General features: G+C 70.4%; 18 protein-coding genes. 6 read left to right on the forward strand and 12 right to left on the reverse strand.

Features of this window, described 5'->3' with window-relative positions; genetic code table 11:
* Positions 1 to 97: 97 nt before the first annotated feature.
* Positions 98 to 1,294: a 1-deoxy-D-xylulose-5-phosphate reductoisomerase gene (gene dxr, locus F9C11_RS39120; RefSeq protein WP_409182366.1), complete on the reverse strand. Its 1,197-nt coding sequence runs from the start codon at positions 1,292 to 1,294 to the stop codon at positions 98 to 100.
* A 93-nt stretch (positions 1,295 to 1,387) separates the two neighbouring features.
* Between dxr and F9C11_RS39125 the strand changes: the two genes are divergently transcribed.
* Together F9C11_RS39125 and F9C11_RS39130 are read left to right on the forward strand one after the other, a co-directional pair.
* Positions 1,388 to 1,642 carry a DUF2631 domain-containing protein gene (locus F9C11_RS39125; RefSeq protein WP_237598549.1) on the forward strand — a complete coding sequence of 85 codons (255 nt, stop codon included), beginning with the start codon at positions 1,388 to 1,390 and terminating at the stop codon, positions 1,640 to 1,642.
* 41 nt (positions 1,643 to 1,683) lie between these two features.
* Entirely contained in the window at positions 1,684 to 2,355 is a 672-nt protein-coding gene (locus tag F9C11_RS39130; RefSeq protein WP_409182367.1) for a peptidylprolyl isomerase, read from the forward strand.
* 86 nt (positions 2,356 to 2,441) lie between these two features.
* Here F9C11_RS39130 and F9C11_RS39135 read toward each other — a convergent pair whose 3' ends face one another.
* Positions 2,442 to 3,035, reverse strand: coding sequence for a TetR/AcrR family transcriptional regulator (locus F9C11_RS39135; RefSeq protein ID WP_409182368.1), 594 nt, complete (start codon positions 3,033 to 3,035; stop codon positions 2,442 to 2,444).
* 65 nt (positions 3,036 to 3,100) lie between these two features.
* On the opposite strand from F9C11_RS39135, the gene F9C11_RS39140 reads away from it, so the two are divergent.
* Positions 3,101 to 3,694 carry an NADPH-dependent FMN reductase gene (locus F9C11_RS39140; protein WP_409182369.1) on the forward strand — a complete coding sequence of 198 codons (594 nt, stop codon included), beginning with the start codon at positions 3,101 to 3,103 and terminating at the stop codon, positions 3,692 to 3,694.
* Positions 3,691 to 5,049, forward strand: a complete 1,359-nt coding sequence (locus F9C11_RS39145) for a DHA2 family efflux MFS transporter permease subunit (RefSeq protein ID WP_409182370.1) — start codon at positions 3,691 to 3,693, stop codon at positions 5,047 to 5,049. Before F9C11_RS39140 ends, F9C11_RS39145 begins: the two co-directional genes overlap by 4 nt.
* A gap of 50 nt (positions 5,050 to 5,099) precedes the next feature.
* Here F9C11_RS39145 and F9C11_RS39150 read toward each other — a convergent pair whose 3' ends face one another.
* Positions 5,100 to 6,866, reverse strand: coding sequence for an MFS transporter (locus F9C11_RS39150; protein WP_409182371.1), 1,767 nt, complete (start codon positions 6,864 to 6,866; stop codon positions 5,100 to 5,102).
* A 144-nt stretch (positions 6,867 to 7,010) separates the two neighbouring features.
* Positions 7,011 to 8,384: an FAD-binding oxidoreductase gene (locus F9C11_RS39155; RefSeq protein WP_409182372.1), complete on the reverse strand. Its 1,374-nt coding sequence runs from the start codon at positions 8,382 to 8,384 to the stop codon at positions 7,011 to 7,013.
* 102 nt (positions 8,385 to 8,486) lie between these two features.
* On the opposite strand from F9C11_RS39155, the gene F9C11_RS39160 reads away from it, so the two are divergent.
* Both F9C11_RS39160 and F9C11_RS39165 read left to right on the forward strand, forming a co-directional pair.
* Positions 8,487 to 8,729 carry a hypothetical protein gene (locus F9C11_RS39160; RefSeq protein ID WP_409182373.1) on the forward strand — a complete coding sequence of 81 codons (243 nt, stop codon included), beginning with the start codon at positions 8,487 to 8,489 and terminating at the stop codon, positions 8,727 to 8,729.
* 41 nt (positions 8,730 to 8,770) lie between these two features.
* Positions 8,771 to 9,265: a MarR family transcriptional regulator gene (locus F9C11_RS39165; RefSeq protein ID WP_409182374.1), complete on the forward strand. Its 495-nt coding sequence runs from the start codon at positions 8,771 to 8,773 to the stop codon at positions 9,263 to 9,265.
* 57 nt (positions 9,266 to 9,322) lie between these two features.
* Here the strand turns inward: F9C11_RS39165 and F9C11_RS39170 are convergent, their stop codons facing one another.
* From F9C11_RS39170 to F9C11_RS39205, 8 genes are all read right to left on the reverse strand, one after another.
* The gene (locus F9C11_RS39170; protein WP_409182375.1) at positions 9,323 to 9,907 is read right to left on the reverse strand and encodes a class F sortase; all 585 of its coding nucleotides are present in this window, start codon (positions 9,905 to 9,907) and stop codon (positions 9,323 to 9,325) included.
* Positions 9,904 to 10,734 carry a choice-of-anchor P family protein gene (locus F9C11_RS39175; protein ID WP_409182376.1) on the reverse strand — a complete coding sequence of 277 codons (831 nt, stop codon included), beginning with the start codon at positions 10,732 to 10,734 and terminating at the stop codon, positions 9,904 to 9,906. The genes F9C11_RS39170 and F9C11_RS39175 overlap by 4 nt, the downstream gene beginning before the upstream one ends.
* Positions 10,735 to 11,259: 525 nt before the next feature.
* Positions 11,260 to 12,414: an NBR1-Ig-like domain-containing protein gene (locus tag F9C11_RS39180; protein WP_409182377.1), complete on the reverse strand. Its 1,155-nt coding sequence runs from the start codon at positions 12,412 to 12,414 to the stop codon at positions 11,260 to 11,262.
* 92 nt (positions 12,415 to 12,506) lie between these two features.
* Positions 12,507 to 12,884: a hypothetical protein gene (locus F9C11_RS39185; RefSeq protein WP_409182378.1), complete on the reverse strand. Its 378-nt coding sequence runs from the start codon at positions 12,882 to 12,884 to the stop codon at positions 12,507 to 12,509.
* A 150-nt stretch (positions 12,885 to 13,034) separates the two neighbouring features.
* Positions 13,035 to 13,265 (reverse strand): hypothetical protein, encoded by a 231-nt coding sequence (locus tag F9C11_RS39190; protein WP_116200055.1) that lies wholly within the window; start codon positions 13,263 to 13,265, stop codon positions 13,035 to 13,037.
* Between the two features lie 28 nt (positions 13,266 to 13,293).
* Positions 13,294 to 13,752 (reverse strand): GreA/GreB family elongation factor, encoded by a 459-nt coding sequence (locus F9C11_RS39195; RefSeq protein WP_409182379.1) that lies wholly within the window; start codon positions 13,750 to 13,752, stop codon positions 13,294 to 13,296.
* A gap of 87 nt (positions 13,753 to 13,839) precedes the next feature.
* On the reverse strand, positions 13,840 to 14,031 hold the full coding sequence (locus tag F9C11_RS39200; RefSeq protein WP_409182380.1) for a hypothetical protein: 192 nt from the start codon (positions 14,029 to 14,031) through the stop codon (positions 13,840 to 13,842).
* A 6-nt stretch (positions 14,032 to 14,037) separates the two neighbouring features.
* Positions 14,038 to 15,300: an NAD(P)/FAD-dependent oxidoreductase gene (locus F9C11_RS39205; RefSeq protein ID WP_409182381.1), complete on the reverse strand. Its 1,263-nt coding sequence runs from the start codon at positions 15,298 to 15,300 to the stop codon at positions 14,038 to 14,040.
* Positions 15,301 to 15,375: the final 75 nt, after the last annotated feature.

The raw sequence follows: 15,375 nt of genomic DNA on the forward strand, positions 1-15,375 counted from the left end.
GCGGTGAGACCACCCGGGAAGTTTCGGGTTCAAGTATCCGCCGCCAGCGTGAAACCAGTGTTGCATCGTCCGGCGCGGCTTCGCGCACCGGTCGCGCTCATCCCAGCAGCTCGGCGGCCCGCGTGCGAGCCCACTGCTCGGCGGCGAGCACGTCGGCGACGTCGCGGGGTTCGCGCCGCCATTCGCCCGCGTCGGACACCACCTGCGCCACAGTGTCCACAATCGACAGGAACTTGGCCTTGCCCGCCAGGAACGCGGCCACCGATTCCTCGTTCGCCGCGTTGAAAACCGCGGGAAGGCACCCGCCCGCGGTGCCCGCTTCGCGCGCCAGCTCGACGGCCGGGAACGCCTCGTTGTCGACCGGCTCGAAGGTCCAGCTCGCCGCCGTGTCCCAGGAACACGCGGCTGCTGCGCCGGGCACGCGGTGCGGCCAGTTCAGCGCGAGCGCGATCGGCAGCCGCATGTCCGGCGGGCTCGCCTGGGCGATCGTGGAGCCGTCGGCGAAGGTGACCATCGAGTGCACGATCGACTGCGGGTGCACCGTGACGTCGATCCGGGCCGGTTCGACGCCGAACAGCAGCGACGCCTCGATCAGCTCCAGGCCCTTGTTCACCAGCGTCGCCGAGTTGATGGTGACCAACCGGCCCATCGACCACGTCGGATGCGCCATCGCCTGCTCGACGGTGACCTCGCCGAGGTCCTCGCGCTTCTTCCCGCGGAACGGGCCGCCGGACGCGGTGAGCACGAGCCGTGCGACCTCGTTGCCGTCGCCGGACCGCAGCGCCTGCGCCATCGCCGAATGCTCGGAGTCGACCGGCACCAGCTGTCCCGGCTTCGCCGCGGCGAGCACCAGCGGACCGCCGGCGATGAGGGATTCCTTGTTGGCCAGCGCGAGCGTCGCGCCGGTGGCGAGCGCGCGCAGCGTCGGGTCGAGGCCTTGGGACCCGGGCAGCCCGTTGAGCACGACGTCGACCGGGACCGAATCGATCAGCTCGGCCACCGCGTCCGCTCCGGCGAGAATGCGCGGGAGCCGGAACTCGCCCTGGGAGTACCCCCGGCGCTGCGCCTCGGCATACAGCGCGAGCTGCACGTCTTCGACCGCCGTGGGCTTCGTCACGGCGATGGCCGCTACTTCGTGCGCGATCGCCTGCTCGGCGAGCGCCGCCGGATCGGAACCGCCGGCGGCGAGGCCGGCGATCGTGAACAACTGCGGGTTACGTGCGGCGACGTCGAGCGCCTGGGTCCCGATCGACCCGGTGGAACCCAGCACGAGGACGCTTCGCGAAGTAGTCATCAGCAAGCATTATGGCCCGGGTCGTGTCCGTGCGGCGGCCAGCGGTGTGGGATCATGCGAGGGCACAATGTCAGGCGGTGTGAAGGAGTGGTCGTGGCAGGCAAGGCGGTCGAGAAGCGCCCCGAGGTCGACCCGCGCGACGAGCCGTCGGCGGAATGGGGCTGGCACGGCTCGTTCCCGAAGGCCACCCGCATCGCCGGCTGGGTGTCCGCGGCCATCCTGCTCGTGATGATCAAGGGCAACCACGAGAACAACACCGAGAACGTGTGGCTCGTCGGACTCGCCGCGTTCATCGTCCTGCTCCTGCTGCTCGACCTGCGCAAGAGCCGCACCGCCTGGCGCAAGTAAGCCCTGGCGCCCGGACCGCGCTTTCGCTAGTTTCCGGGCCCATGAAGCCACGCTGGGCCGCGCTCGCGGCCGCCGTCATCGCCGGTCTTTCCCTGTGCACCGCGAGCCCGGCCGGAGCTGCCCCCTCGATGAAGCCGCCAGTGGTGCGCTGCACCTTCACCCCGACGCCGGACAACCCGGCGGCGCGTCCCGTGCTGCGCCCGCTGCCGTTCGCGCTCACCCGCGGAACGGTCGACGTCACCTTCCACTACAACTACGGCCCGGTCACCGTGCGGCTCGACCGCGCCGGGGCCGCCCCGTGCGCCGTCGCGAACATGGCCAGCCTGGTGCTGCAGCGTTTCTACGACCGCTCGCAGTGCTGGCGGCTGACGAACTCCGCGCGCCTCGGCGTCCTGCAGTGCGGCGACATCTACGAGGTCGAAAAGGGCGGCCCGGGCTACAAATTCCCGGACGAGGTCACCGGCGCGGAGACCTACGAACGCGGCACCGTCGCGATGGGCAACCAGGGCCCGGGCACGAACGGGTCGGAATTCTTCATCGTGCACTCGTTCGCGCACATCCCGGCGAACTATTCGGTGCTCGGCAAGGTGGTGCGCGGCATGGACGTCCTGGACCGGATCGTGGCGGCCGGGATCATCCCGAGCGAACGCGGTCCGCTCGACGGGCTCCCGGCCAAGCCGGTCAGGATCGAGCGAGCCACCTACGGCTTCTGAGGTCCGGCTCCTCGCCGGGGGCCGTCAAGCATCCGGGTGGGCTGGGTCTCGTGAGCGGCGATCGCGGTTAGAACCGGGATCGCCACTCACGAGGGCCGGGCGTAAGCGCGCAGGAAAACGCCCACGCCGGACCGGATCACCGTTTCCCAGTCCTCCCCCGGCTCGGCCGCCGCGGCGCTGCCCGCGGTGAGCTGGACGAGGTGCACCGCGGCCAGCGACGGGTCTTCCAGTTCCAGGTGCCCTTCCGCGGCGAGCCTGCGCAGATGCCCGGCCAGCGCGAGCCGCACCCGGGTCGGGCCGCGTTCCTTCCAGGCCGCGACCGTCTCCGGGTCGATGTGGTCCAGGTCGGCCTGAATCTGCCGCACCAGCGCCCAGTGCGGTTCGGTTTCCGGGTCGCGTTTCGCCCACTGGAGGCCGAATTCCACGAGGTCGGCCTCCAGGTCGACGATCCGGCCGAGCAGTTTGTCGGCGACCGCGATCTGCCGCTGCGCAACCCGGTCCGAGCTGTCCAGGATCACCGCGCGGAACAGTCCGGCTTTGTCGCCGTAGTGGTTGTAGATCGTCCGCGAGGACACGCCCGCCTCGGCCGCGAGCACGTCGATGCTGGCGCGCGAGTAGCCGTCCCGGGCGAAAACCCGCAGGGCGCCGTCGAGCAGAGCGCGTTGTTTGTCCGTCCGCACTGGCTCAGTATGCCGAAGTACAACGACCGTTGCAAAAACTACAACGGCCGTTGTACCTTCGGGACATGACTTCACCGCTTCGCATCGCCGTCATCTCCGGAAGCACCCGTCCCGGCCGCCGGGCCACGCAGGTCGCCGAATGGACCCGCGACCGCGCCGCCGCCTTCCTCGGCGACCGGGCCGAGGTGCGGGTGCTCGACCTCGCCGAGATCGACCTGCCCTTCCTGGACGAGCCGATGCCCGCCGCGATCGGCGGCTACCGCAACGAGCACACGCAGCGCTGGGCACAGCTCGTCGACAGCTTCGACGGCTTCGTTTTCGTGACCCCCGAGTACAACCACTCCATGCCCGCGGCGCTCAAGAACGCCATCGACTTCCTGTTTTCCGAATGGGCCGACAAGGCCGCCGGTTTCGTCAGCTACGGAACCAACGGCGGCACGCGCGCGGTGGAACACCTGAGGCTCACCCTCGCCGAGGTGAAGGTCGCCTGCGTGCGCTCGCAGGTCGCGCTGGGTTTGTTCACCGACTTCGTCATTCCGGACCTGGCCGAGCCCGGTACCTTCGCCCCCGCCGACCACCACGAAGGCATCCTGACGCGGATGCTGGGGGAACTTGTCGACTGGTCGACCGCGCTGCGCACCCTACGGGTCTCGCGGTGACCACCGCCACCGCCGCCCCGATCGACCGCGCGACTTGGCGGATCTGCTGGATCATCGTGTTCGGCGCGTTCGCGAGCGGGCTCGACGCGTCCGTCGTGACGATCGGCCTCGACTCGATCAGCAGCGACCTTGGCGCGGATCTCTCGGTGACGCAATGGGTGGCGAGCGGTTACCTGCTCGCGCTCGCCCTCTCGCTTCCGTTGACCGGCTGGCTGGCCCGACGCTTCGGCGCCGGCCGCGTGTGGCTGGTCGCGCTGGCCGGGTTCACCGTGGCGTCGGGATTGTGCGCGGTCGCGCCGGACGTCGTGCTGCTCATCGCTTTCCGCTTCCTGCAAGGTTTGGCGGGCGGCATCCTGATCCCGGCCGGGCAAACCGTTCTGGGACAACAGGTCGGCGCGGAACGGCTGGGCCGGGTGATGGCGACGCTCGGGATCGCGGTGAGCGTCGCGCCCGCGCTCGGCCCGCTTGCCGGAGGCCTGATCCTGCACGGTCTTTCGTGGCCGTGGCTGTTCCTGATCAACCTGCCGATCGGAGCGGTCGGCTTGTTCCTCGGCCTCCGGTACGTGCCGCGCGGCTCCCGAGAGGTCACCGGCAGGATCGATTGGGCCGGGCTGGCGTTGATCGCCGCCGGGTTGCCGCTGGTCCTGTACACCGTCACGACGTGGGGCGACACCGGACGGCTCGACTGGCCGATCCTGTTGCCGGGTCTCGTTTTGCTGGCTTGGTTCGTGGCGCGGTGCCGTCGGGTTCCGCATCCGTTGCTGGACTTTTCCCTGTACCGCAACCGCCTTTACCGCGCGGCGAGCCTGGCCGCGGCCTTCAACGGCGCGCTGATCTTCGGCAGCGGGATCGTCGTAACGCTGTACTTCCAGCTGGGTCGGCACCTGGATTTCGTTGACACTGGCTTGAGTTTGCTCGGCTTCGCCGGTGCCACGGCGGCGACCGCGCCGATGACCGGGCGAGCGGTGGATCGGTACGGCGCCGCACCGGTTGCTTTGGCGGGCGCGGTGCTGGCGGTGGCGAGCACGGTGCCGTTCGTGTTCCTGCCGGTCGATGCGCCGGGGGTTTTGGTGCAGGTTTTGCTGGCCGGGTTCGGGGCTTCGGTGGCTTTGGTGAGCATGCCGATGGGGATCGCGGCGTACAAGACCGTTGAACCGGCTCGGCTTCCGGACGCTGCCGCGCAGGTGACGATCCTGCTGCGGGTGGGCGGATCTCTCGGGGGCGCGGTGTTCGCGGTACTGATCGCGGGGCGGTTGCCGGATGTGGACACGGCATTCCGCCTGGGGTTCTTGGCGATCAGCGTAGGAGCGGTGGGGGCGCTCGGGACGGCGTGGCTGGTGCGGAGGGCCTCGTGAGTGGCAATCCCGGTTAGAACCGCGATTAGCACTCACGACACCATGGCCCGCTACCGATCGCTCTGCGGAGCAACCAGCTCGCTAGGCCCGCTACCGGATTCCCCGGCCACCGCGGCCAGTTCCTCCCCTACCGACTCCGACGCCTTCTTCCGGTCCTTCGTCAGCAGCGACGCCACCGCACCGATCAGGCACACCGCGATCGCGAAGCCGAACGCCACCGCGAGGCCGTCCTGGAACGGGCCCGAGATCAGGTTCGGGAAGAAGCTGCGGCCGGTCAGGAAGCTCGCCTGGTCCGCGGGCAGGTGCGCGAGCTGGCCGCCCAGCAGCTCCTGGATCGGGTTGTATCCGAGGAACGCCGCGAACAGCACCGCGACCGCCGGCAGGTGCGCGACCTGGTTCGCGGCCGCCTCGGGGACGCCGTGCTGGGTCAGGCCCTGCGACATCGCGACCGGCAGGTGATCCGACAGGCCGGCGATGATCAGGCTGAAGAAGAAACCGATCGACAGCACCATCGCCGCGTTCTGGAAGGTCGTCATCATGCCCGCGCCGGAACCTCGCGCGTCGGCGGGCAGGCTGTTCATCACCTCGGCGCGGTTGGGCGAGGAGAACATGCCCATGCCGATGCCGTTGAGCAGCAGGATCCCGGCGAACGCCCAGTAGTCGAAGTTCACCGGCAGCAGCGTCAGCAACAGGAATGTGAGCGCGGTGAGCACCAGGCCGCCGGAGGCGAGCGCGCGGCTGCCGATCCGGTCGGACAGGATGCCGGACGTCGGCGCGGCCACCAGGAAGCCGATGGTCAGCGGCAGCATGTAGATCCCGGCCCACAGCGGCGTCTGCTCGAACGTGAAACCGTGCTGCGGCAACCAGATTCCCTGCAGCCAGATGATCAGCACGAACTGCAGCCCGCCGCGGCCGAGCGACGCCGTCAGGTTCGCCAGGTTGCCCCAGCTGAACGAGCGGATCCGGAACAGCGACAGCCGGAACAGCGGGTTCGGCACCTTCGTCTCGATCACCACGAACGCGATCAGCACCGCGGCCCCGCCGATCAGGCAGGACAGCACCATCGGGCTGCCCCAGCCGGTCTGCGACGTGCCGTACGGCTGGATTCCGTAGGTGATCCCCACCAGCACCGCGATGAGGCCGACCGCGAAGGTGATGTTGCCCCACCAGTCCATTTTCGCGTGCTGGCGGACGCCGGTGTCGTGCAGTTTGACGTACGCCCACACCGTGCCGATCACGCCGAACGGCACCGACACCAGGAAAATCAGGTTCCAGTTCACCGGCGCGAGCACGCCGCCGACGACCAGGCCGAGGAACGAGCCCGCGATGGCCGCGACGCCGTTCATGCCGAGCGCGAGGCCGCGCTGGTTGGCCGGGAAGGCGTCGGTGAGGATGGCCGACGAGTTCGCCATCAGGAACGCGCCGCCGACGCCCTGCACGATCCGCCAGCCGATCAGCCACAGCGCGGCCGCGTCGCCGTCGAACCAGGTGATCGCCAGCATGATCGAGGAAACGGTGAACACGGCGAAGCCGAGGTTGTACATCCTGGCCCGGCCGTACATGTCGCCGAGCCTGCCGAACGCCACCACCAGCACCGCGGTGACCACGAGGAAGCCCATGATCATCCACAGCAGGTAGCTCGTGTTCGACGGCTCCAGCGGGTTGATGCCGATGCCCTTGAAGATGTCGGGCAGCGCGATCAGCACGATGGAGGAGTTGATCGTCGCGATCAGCATCCCGAGCGTCGTGTTGGACAGCGCGATCCACTTGTACCGCGGACCGAGTTCCGCGATCGAATACGTCCTGCGCTCCGCCACTGTCGAAAACCCCTCTCCCAGCCGCTTCCCTTAGCTAGGCTAAGCAAGTTGGTTGCGGCAGGCAATCAATGCCGGAAAACGATGGGGAGACAAGGGTCACAAACGCGTGACTATCCTTTGTGGACTATTTACTCCGCCCCTGAATCACCTTGGGACGGGACCTGCCACGACCTTTCCCGGATTGAGGATCCCGTGCGGGTCGAGGGCGTTCTTGACCGCGTGGTGCAGGCCGAGAACCGCTGGTCCCAGCTCTTTTTCGAGGCCGGGCCGCTTCAGCAGGCCGACGCCGTGCTCGCCGGTGACCGTCCCGCCGAGTTCGAGCGCGTCGGCGACGATGTCGTCGAACGCGGCCTGCGCGCGGCGCTCCGCGGCGTCGTCCCCGGCCGGCGTGATCAGCAGCGGATGCAGATTTCCGTCGCCGATATGGGCAATATTGGCGATTTGCGTATTGTGCCGTTCCGCCGCCGCGTCGATCCGGGCGAGCATTTCCGGCACCACATGCGTCGGAACGCAGACGTCCTCGGTGAGCACCGGGCCGAGCCGTTCGAGCGCCGGGTAGGCCAGCCGCCGGGCGGCGAACAACGCGTCCGCCTCGGCCTCGTCGGTCGATTGCGCGGCCCAGGTCGCGCCCGCCTTCTCGAAGCACTCCACCATCACCGCGGCCTCGTGCCCGCCCGGCACGTCGCTGCGGCCGAGCAGCACCACGTTCGCGTCGGCGGACAAGCCCATGTTCTTCCACGCGTCCACCGCGGCCAGGCAATGCCGGTCCACCAGCTCGAGCGCCGACGGGACGATCCCGGCCGCGCGGATCGCCGCGGCCGCCTCCCCCGCCGCGACCGTCGAGTCGAAGTACCCGGCGACGGTCGCCTCCGGAGCGCGCTTCGCCCGCAGCCGCACGGTGATTTCGGTGATGACGCCGAGCGTCCCCTCCGACCCGACCATCAGCCCGGCGAGGTCGTACCCGGCCACGCCCTTCGCGGTGCGGCGGCCGAGCCGGACGAGTTCGCCGGTGCCGGTCACGACTTGCAGCCCGAGCACGTAGTCGCGGGTCACGCCGTACTTCACGCAGCACACGCCGCCCGCGTTGGTCGCGACGTTGCCGCCGATGGTCGACCACGGCGAACTGGCCGGGTCCGGCGGATACCACAACCCGTGTTCGGCACAGGCCGCGCGCAGATCGTCGTTGACCACGCCCGGTTCGACCACGGCGAGCCGTTCCACCGGGTCGATTTCCTTGATCGCGGTCATCCGGTCGGTTGCCAGCACGACGCAGCCGGACAGCGCGTTCGCCCCGCCGGACAGCCCGGTCCCCGCGCCGCGCGGCACCACCGGCGTGCCGTGTTTGAGGCATTGCCGCACGGTCGCCTGCACTTCGTCCGCGGTGCGCGGGCGGACCAGGACCGCCGGTTCGCCGTACGGGGCCCATTCCGCTTCGTCGTGCGCGTAGCCGCGCAGCACGTCGGGGTCCCGCACGATCCGGTCGTCCGGCAAGACGGTGTGCAGGTCGTCGATCAGCATGGGGCTCCCGCCTTCTTCCGGTCTGCTTTCCTCGCCAGGTTAGGTCGAAATCCGGGCGGCTCGTCCGACGTATCGGTGAGAGCGACCTTCGAGGAGGCAGCCATGACCACCACCGTCACCCGCCGCGGGATCGCGATGCTGCGTGCCGTCGCCGCCGGGCGCGGACGGCTGACCTGCAGCTGCGAACCGGATTTGTTCGTGGACGGCCTGCCGTGCAGCGACCAGTTCACCGCGCACGCGCTGGCGCGCGCCGGTCTGCTGCGCGCCGCGGAACCGGGGCCGCTCGGCCAGCCGGTGCCCGCGGTGCTGACCCCGGCCGGGGAAGCGCTGCTCGCCGCCGCCTGACCCGGCTACGCTGACCGGCGAGAAACGGGAGGGCGGAGCAGATGGCGTCCGGAGCATCCGGGACGGAGACGGCGCGGCGCAGGCGGCGCACCACGGTGACTCTCAAGGAGTCCCTGCGGGAACTGCGCAATCAGCTGTCGCTGCTGAACCACCAGGTCGGCGGACGGCTGAAGCTCAAGGACGTCGACCTCGACTGCCTCGAACTGATCTCGTCGGCCGGACCGCTGAGCCCGAGCGCGCTCGCCCGCCGGGCGGGCCTGCACCCGGCGACCGTGACCGGCATCCTCGACCGGCTGCAGCGCGGCGGATGGGTGGTGCGCGAACGGGATCCCGACGCGGCCGACCGGCGCGCGGTCACCGTGCGCGCGGTGCCGGGACGCACGCAGGAGCTGTTCCGCGCGTACAGCGGGATGAGCTCGGCGATGGACGACCTGTGCGCCGGGTACACCGAGGACGAACTCCTGCTGATCGCCGGATTCCTGCGCCGCACCGCCGAAGCGGGCCGGGCCGCGACCGACGAGCTTTCCGGGGAATGAAGAAGGGCCTCGCCGCTTCGCCCGAGCGCGAAACGACGAGGCCCCGGTATCAGTCGCTCAGCTGTCGAGCGTGCCGTACACGATGATGTTGTCGAGATAGCTCTTCTTCTCGGGGTCGAACGCGCCGCCGCAGGTGATCAGCCGGATCTGCGAATCGGGCGTGTTGCCGTACACGGCTTCGGTGGGGAATGTCTTCTTCGCGATCTGGTCCACCTTGGTCACCGTGAACGAGGCCTTCGACCCGTCCTTGCGGCCGATGACGACCTTGTCGCCCTTCTTCATCTCGTGCAGCCGCCAGAAAATGCCCTTCTGGTGGTTGCCGTCGATGTGGCCGAGGACGACCGCCGGTCCGACCTGGCCCGGCTTCGGGCCGAAGTGGTACCAGCCCGCCTGCAGCGGCTGGTCCACCGGCGGCACCTGGACGGTCTTGTCGTCGTTGAGGCCGAGCGGCACCAGCGACGAATGCGCGTCGATGCTGGGAACGTCGAGCGAGACCGGGTCCGCGACCTCCTGGGCGGCCGCCGCGGCACTCGCCGGGGCCGCGGCGGGCGGAGCCTGATCCGCCGAACCGCAGCCCAGCAGGGCGAAGTTCGCGACGAAAGCCAGCAGGAGCGCGAAAAGCCCGAACCGGGAACGCGTCACCGGGCGGTCACCGCGGCCAGCGTGCCGTCGCCGGTCTCCGGCGCGCCGACCGGCACGACCTTGACCTGGCCCGGGCCCTCGGCGGGCGGGGTGCCCGGCTTGCTCGGCTGGGTGGTCGGCGGCGTGGTGGTCGGCGGGGTGCTCGGGTTGCCTGCGACCTTGGCGCAGGTGGCCGAGGCGAGGACGATGTCGCCCTTGCCGAGCGCGCCGGTGACGTCGCCGCCGAGGAGCTTGATGTGCAGCGCGTTGACGGTGAGGCTGCCGTCGGAGTGCTTGATCTGCTCGTTGACGATCACCTGCAGCACGCCGTCGACGCCGAGCTTCTGGTTCGGCTTGGTCGACACCGGGAGCTTGCCGATCTTGCCGAGGTCGAGGCCGGCCAGCTCGGACGAGGCGGTGATGCCGTCCGGAGTGGACTTGCACTCGGAGCTGATCACGCGGGCGGTGGGGGTGGAGCCGGCGAGCGGGGCGAGCACCGGGAGCGCGGCGTCGACGATCGAGGCCTTGGAGTCGACCGGCCCGGTGCTGCCGTCCTGCTTCGCCGAGCTGCTGATCACCTTGGCCGTGACCAGGCCCTTCAGCGGCACGTTCACCACCTGCGCGGACTCCGGGCCCGCGGTCGAGGAGGGCGCGATCTTGCCGGTGTCGACGGTGATCCCCTTGTCTCCGAGCACGCCGGGAAGCAGCGAGACCGAGGCGGAAGCGCCGTAGGCCGAGCCGGCGGGCGCCTCGGCGGCGAACGCCGACGGGGCGGCGGCGGTGGCGAGCAGAGCCAGCGCGGGAACGGCGACCGCTACGGTCCGTCCGCGCAGCAGGGCAGAACGCATGAATTGTCCTTCCGAACATCAAGAATGAAGCCGGCGCACGGATCCCCGAATCCACGCGTGACCGAGCACAACTGCCGGTCCCGGGCAGAGCGCGACATTATCAAGGCGCCCGGGAAACGCAAAGCAAGATCCGTCGCGCAGCGCGCCCGCCGGACGGTTCCAGTGACCACAATTATCGCAATTTCACCACTAAAGAGTGATGTAACGCGGCGGCTTCGCGGCAGTTTTCTCACGCTGAGCTACCGGAACCGAGGCCCCGATGGCGGATTGCGCCTCGGTCCACCCGGAGGAGTGATCCTTCGGAGGGTCCGCGCCGGACACCCGCCGTAATGTGACCGCTACCGCCCCATTCCGGGTCCGCCAATTCGCGCCGGGAACGGGGCGGGCGCGGACAGAAATTGTCCACAGTGGAATGCGCGGGAGCGAAACGAGCGAACAGGGAAAAGGGTACGGTTTTCTTTCCTGGGGCGGTGACCAGCGACGACCCGCGATTGCGGACTCGGGCGCGTTGTCCTGGCCGCTCGATCACTCCACCGCGACGGTGACCTGATAGAAAATCCCGGTCCGGTCCGGGAACACCAGCGCGCCCCGTTCGTCGGTCATCTTCCATAGGACGTGGCAGATTCCGGTGCCGGTCGGCGTCACCGGGACGCTCACCTCGACCAGCTGGCCCGGTTCGGCGTCCGGGACCGGGACGCGCGGCGGCGACGGGCACAGCACGGTGGTGCCTCCGGCGACCTGCAGGTAGCGGCCGCGCCACGGCACCGAGCCGGTGTTCTTCAGCCGCCAGGTCTTCGTGAAAGTCTGGCCGTAGCGGGCTTTCGCGCCGTCCGGGAAGGTGACGTCGCCGGGCAGGCCGTCGCCGCCGAAGCCGGACGCGTCGCCGGGCAGCGGGTAGTCCGGGGCGGCGGTCCCGCGCTCGCGAGAGGACGGAGCGGCCAGGACCACCACCGCGGCCACGAGCCCGAGCACGACCAGCACGGCCGCGGCGACGACGATCGACCCCCAGCGACGGGGCTGGGCCGCGGCCGGTTCGGCGGCGAAGGCCGGAGCTGGCGGCGGCGGACCGGCATCGGCGGCGGATTCCCGGGCTGGGGGCGGCGGACCGGCGGCGGCCGCAGATTCCCGGGCTGAAGACCGCGGACCGGCATCGGACAGGGATTCCCGGGCTGAAGACCGCAGACCAGCATCAGCCCCAGATTCCCGGGCTGGAGACGGCGCACCGGCATCGGACGAGGATTCCGGAGCGGGCGGCGGCGCACCAGCATCAGCCGAGGATTCCGGGGCTGCAGAAGGTGCGCCCACCGAAGACGTCCGCGCCTCCGCGCCGGGCGGATCCGCGAACAACTGCCCCTCGACCGCTTCTTCCCAGCGCGCCAGCCACTCGCGCCGCACCGTCTCCTCGTCGCGGGCGAGACCGGTCACTGCGAGGCTGCGGACGAACTCCCAGGTCGTCGGCCAGGACGGGGCGCTGCGGCCGCGCGTAGCTGCCGAAAGCGCGGACTTCGACGCGGCCGCGCCGAGTTCGGTGCGCATGCGGTCGTAGGACGGGTCGCCTGCTTCCCGCTTCAGGTCCAGCAGCGCGCGGGCGAACCGGGCGACCGGACCCGCGCCGGCGTCGGGCACGATGTGCTTGCGGCCTCGGCGGGCCCGGGGCTGCCCGGCCGCGGGCTCGCTCATGACACCTCCCGTGATCGACATCGACCCTTGGAGGTTGCCAGGCGGCCCGGGACGGCGCAGCCCGGGCCCGCCCGCGGTTCAGCGGCCGGTGCTCAGAGCTTGCAGCCCTTCTGGATCCGCGCGACCGTGTGGTCCGCGCCGATGTGGAACTTCTTCTTGCCGCTGGTGCCGCCGTTGGTGGTCATGCACTGCACGCTCAACGCGCCGTCCATGTCCTTCAGCACGATGCCCGCGGACACCTTGTGCGAGCAGTGGTTGTTGAAGTAGACGGTGACGTTCGTCAACCCGTCGCCCCACGAGTAGTTGGCCTTCTTCCCGGACGGCTTCGAGCACTTGATGCTCGCGGTGTGCTTGCTCTGCGCGCTCGCCGGAGCCGCGGCCGCGGTCTCCGCCGACGCGGCGGGCGCGGCGATCCCGGCGAGTGCGATCCCCAGCACGGAGGCGGCCGTCAGCGTCTTGCCGATCTTCATGGATGTCCCCTCGGACGGATTCGGAAATGGAGTACAGCCGGGAAATCCCGGTGCACTCATCCCAGCGCGCCGCCCGTTTTGTCCTCAACCGCTGGCTGTCCACGGTCAATGGCCGGGGTTGTCCGCGCAGGTCAGCGAATTGTCCAGGGTTCAGTCAGCCGGACCGCGCAGCGTCAGGACGACGCGTAAGACGTGTTCGACCGCCGACTCGAACATCGCGCCCCGCAGTTCGCCGCGCGTCTCGAGGTTGCGCGCGGCGAGGTCGAGCATCCGGTCCGGCCCGACGCGGCGGACGAGCAGCGCCGCGACCTCCTCGAGGTCGAGGCTCGGGTTGTCGAGCCGGGCGAGGGCGAACTCGATGATGAGCTCTTCGTCGGTCACCCCTGTCAGGGTAATCGCCAAACCGGGTTCAGCCGTCGTTCCGATAGCGCCCGTAGGGATAAGCCTCGACCAGGGTGACGCGCACGAGCGCGCCGCTGGGCACCTCGTACTCCCGCTGCTCCCCCGGCTTCGCGCCGTGCAGCGCCCGCCCGAGCGGCGAGTCCGGCGAGCAGACCTCGAGACCGGCGGCGGCCTCGGCGCGCGCGGCCAGCAGGAACGTCTCGACCCCGCCGTCGTCGTAGCGGACGGTCAGGACCATCCCGGGCTCGGCGATCCCGTCGTCGGGCGGGTCTTCGCCGACGACCGCGTTCCGCAGCAGGTCCTGGAGCTGCCGGATCCGCGCTTGCCGGTGCTGCCTGCGGTCGAGCCGGTCGTGCTCGGCCGCTCCCTCGTCGAGGCCGGGTTCGCGCTGCAGGGCGGCGAGTTCCGCGGCGAGGCGGGCGTGCGCGTCGGCGGTCAGCCAGGGACGCGAAGAGGTGGTCGACATGAGAGGCGCCTTTCGGAGGACGTCCGTGGGGGCCGGGCAAGCAGGAGGCGTCCAGCCCCCACGGACTTTCGAGGAGTCCCGCGGCGGTCAGCGGGGCTCGGGCTCGGTGCGGCGGTCGAGCACGCCGGCGTCGGCGGCGAACCAGCCCGCTGCTTTCACCAGGATGTCCCTTTCGGTGCGCAGCAAGGCGTTCTCCGCGCGGAGGAAGAGCAGCTCGGCGTGCTCGTCCCCGGTCAGCGGCGGACCGGCGGGGTCGGCGGGCAATCTCGGCTCAGCCACCGCGGGTCACCGCAGCGGATCGAACGGCCGCAGCGCTTCGGGCTGCCTGCCGGTGACGATCTGCTCGGCGAGCAGCTTCCCGGTGATCGCGCCGTGGGACAGGCCCCACATGCCGTGCCCGCCCGCGACGTACATCCCGGGCGCGCCGGTCCGGCCGATCACCGGCCGCCCGTCGGCGCTGACCGGGCGCGAGCCGACCCAGACGTCGGTGCGCCGGTCCCAGCGCAGGCCCTTGAGCAGCGGCCGGGCCGAGGCGACGATCGCGTCGACGCGTGCCGGGTACAGCGGGTCGTCCGGCTTGCGGAACTCCATCGTCCCGGCCACCCGCAGCCCGCCCTGGTACGGCGTGCACGCGACCCGGATGTCCGGCAGGTACATCGGGCTCGGCACCGGCTCGTCGGTCGGCACGGTGAAGGAGTAGCCGCGGCCGGCGCGCACCGGAACGCGCACGCCCCACTTGTGCGCCAGCTGCCCGAGCCACGCGCCGGTGGCGAGCACGACGGCGTTGGCGTTGACGGTCTGGCCGTTCGCCGACAGCACGGTGTAGGCGTACTCGTGCCGGCGGATCGCGGCGACCTCGAACCGGTGCCGGATCGTGCCGCCGCGGCCGACCACCGCGCGGGCGAGCGATTCGACGAACCGGCCGGGGTCGACGTACCGCTGGCCGTCGATCCGGATGCCGGCCCCGATCCGGTCGGTGACCTGCGGGAAGTGCTCGCGCAGCTCCGGTCCGGCGAGCTGGGTCCAGGACACCTTCTGCCCGGCGTCGCCGAGCCGGTCCAGTTCCTTGACCAGCGTTTGCGCCTTCGCCGAGGTTTCGAACAGAGCGGTGATCGGCGCGTCGATGGTCGGCGCGTCCACGCCGTTCGCGGTCAGGATGTCGAACGCTTCGAGGCATTGCTCGTTGAACGGCAGGTTCGCGCGCACCGCCCGGTTCCAGGAGCGGTGGGTGCAGTTCGCCGCGAAGCGGGCGAGGAACTGCCACAGCCTCGGGTCCGGAGTGGCCGGGACGTGCAGCGGAGCCTGCCGGTCAAGCAGGGTGCGCAGGCCGTAGCGGAGGACGGCGGGTTCGTTGAGCGGGATCGACAGCCCTGGCGAGAGCCAGCCGGCGTTGCCCCACGACGAGCCCGCCGCGATGCCCTCGCGGTCGACGACGGTCACCCGCACGCCGCGTTCCTGCAGGAACCAGGCGGTCGACAGGCCGACGATGCCCGCGCCGACCACGATCGCCGAACGCGGCTCGCCGCCTTTCCGGTCGAGATCGCCCATGTGTTCCTCCGCCGATGCCGTGCCGCTGGTTGTGCTGATGCGGCCAGGATGACCCGGATCCGGCGGATGGTCTTT

It is taken from the genome of Amycolatopsis sp. VS8301801F10 (assembly GCF_046195355.1).
Classification (GTDB): Bacteria; Actinomycetota; Actinomycetes; order Mycobacteriales; family Pseudonocardiaceae; genus Amycolatopsis.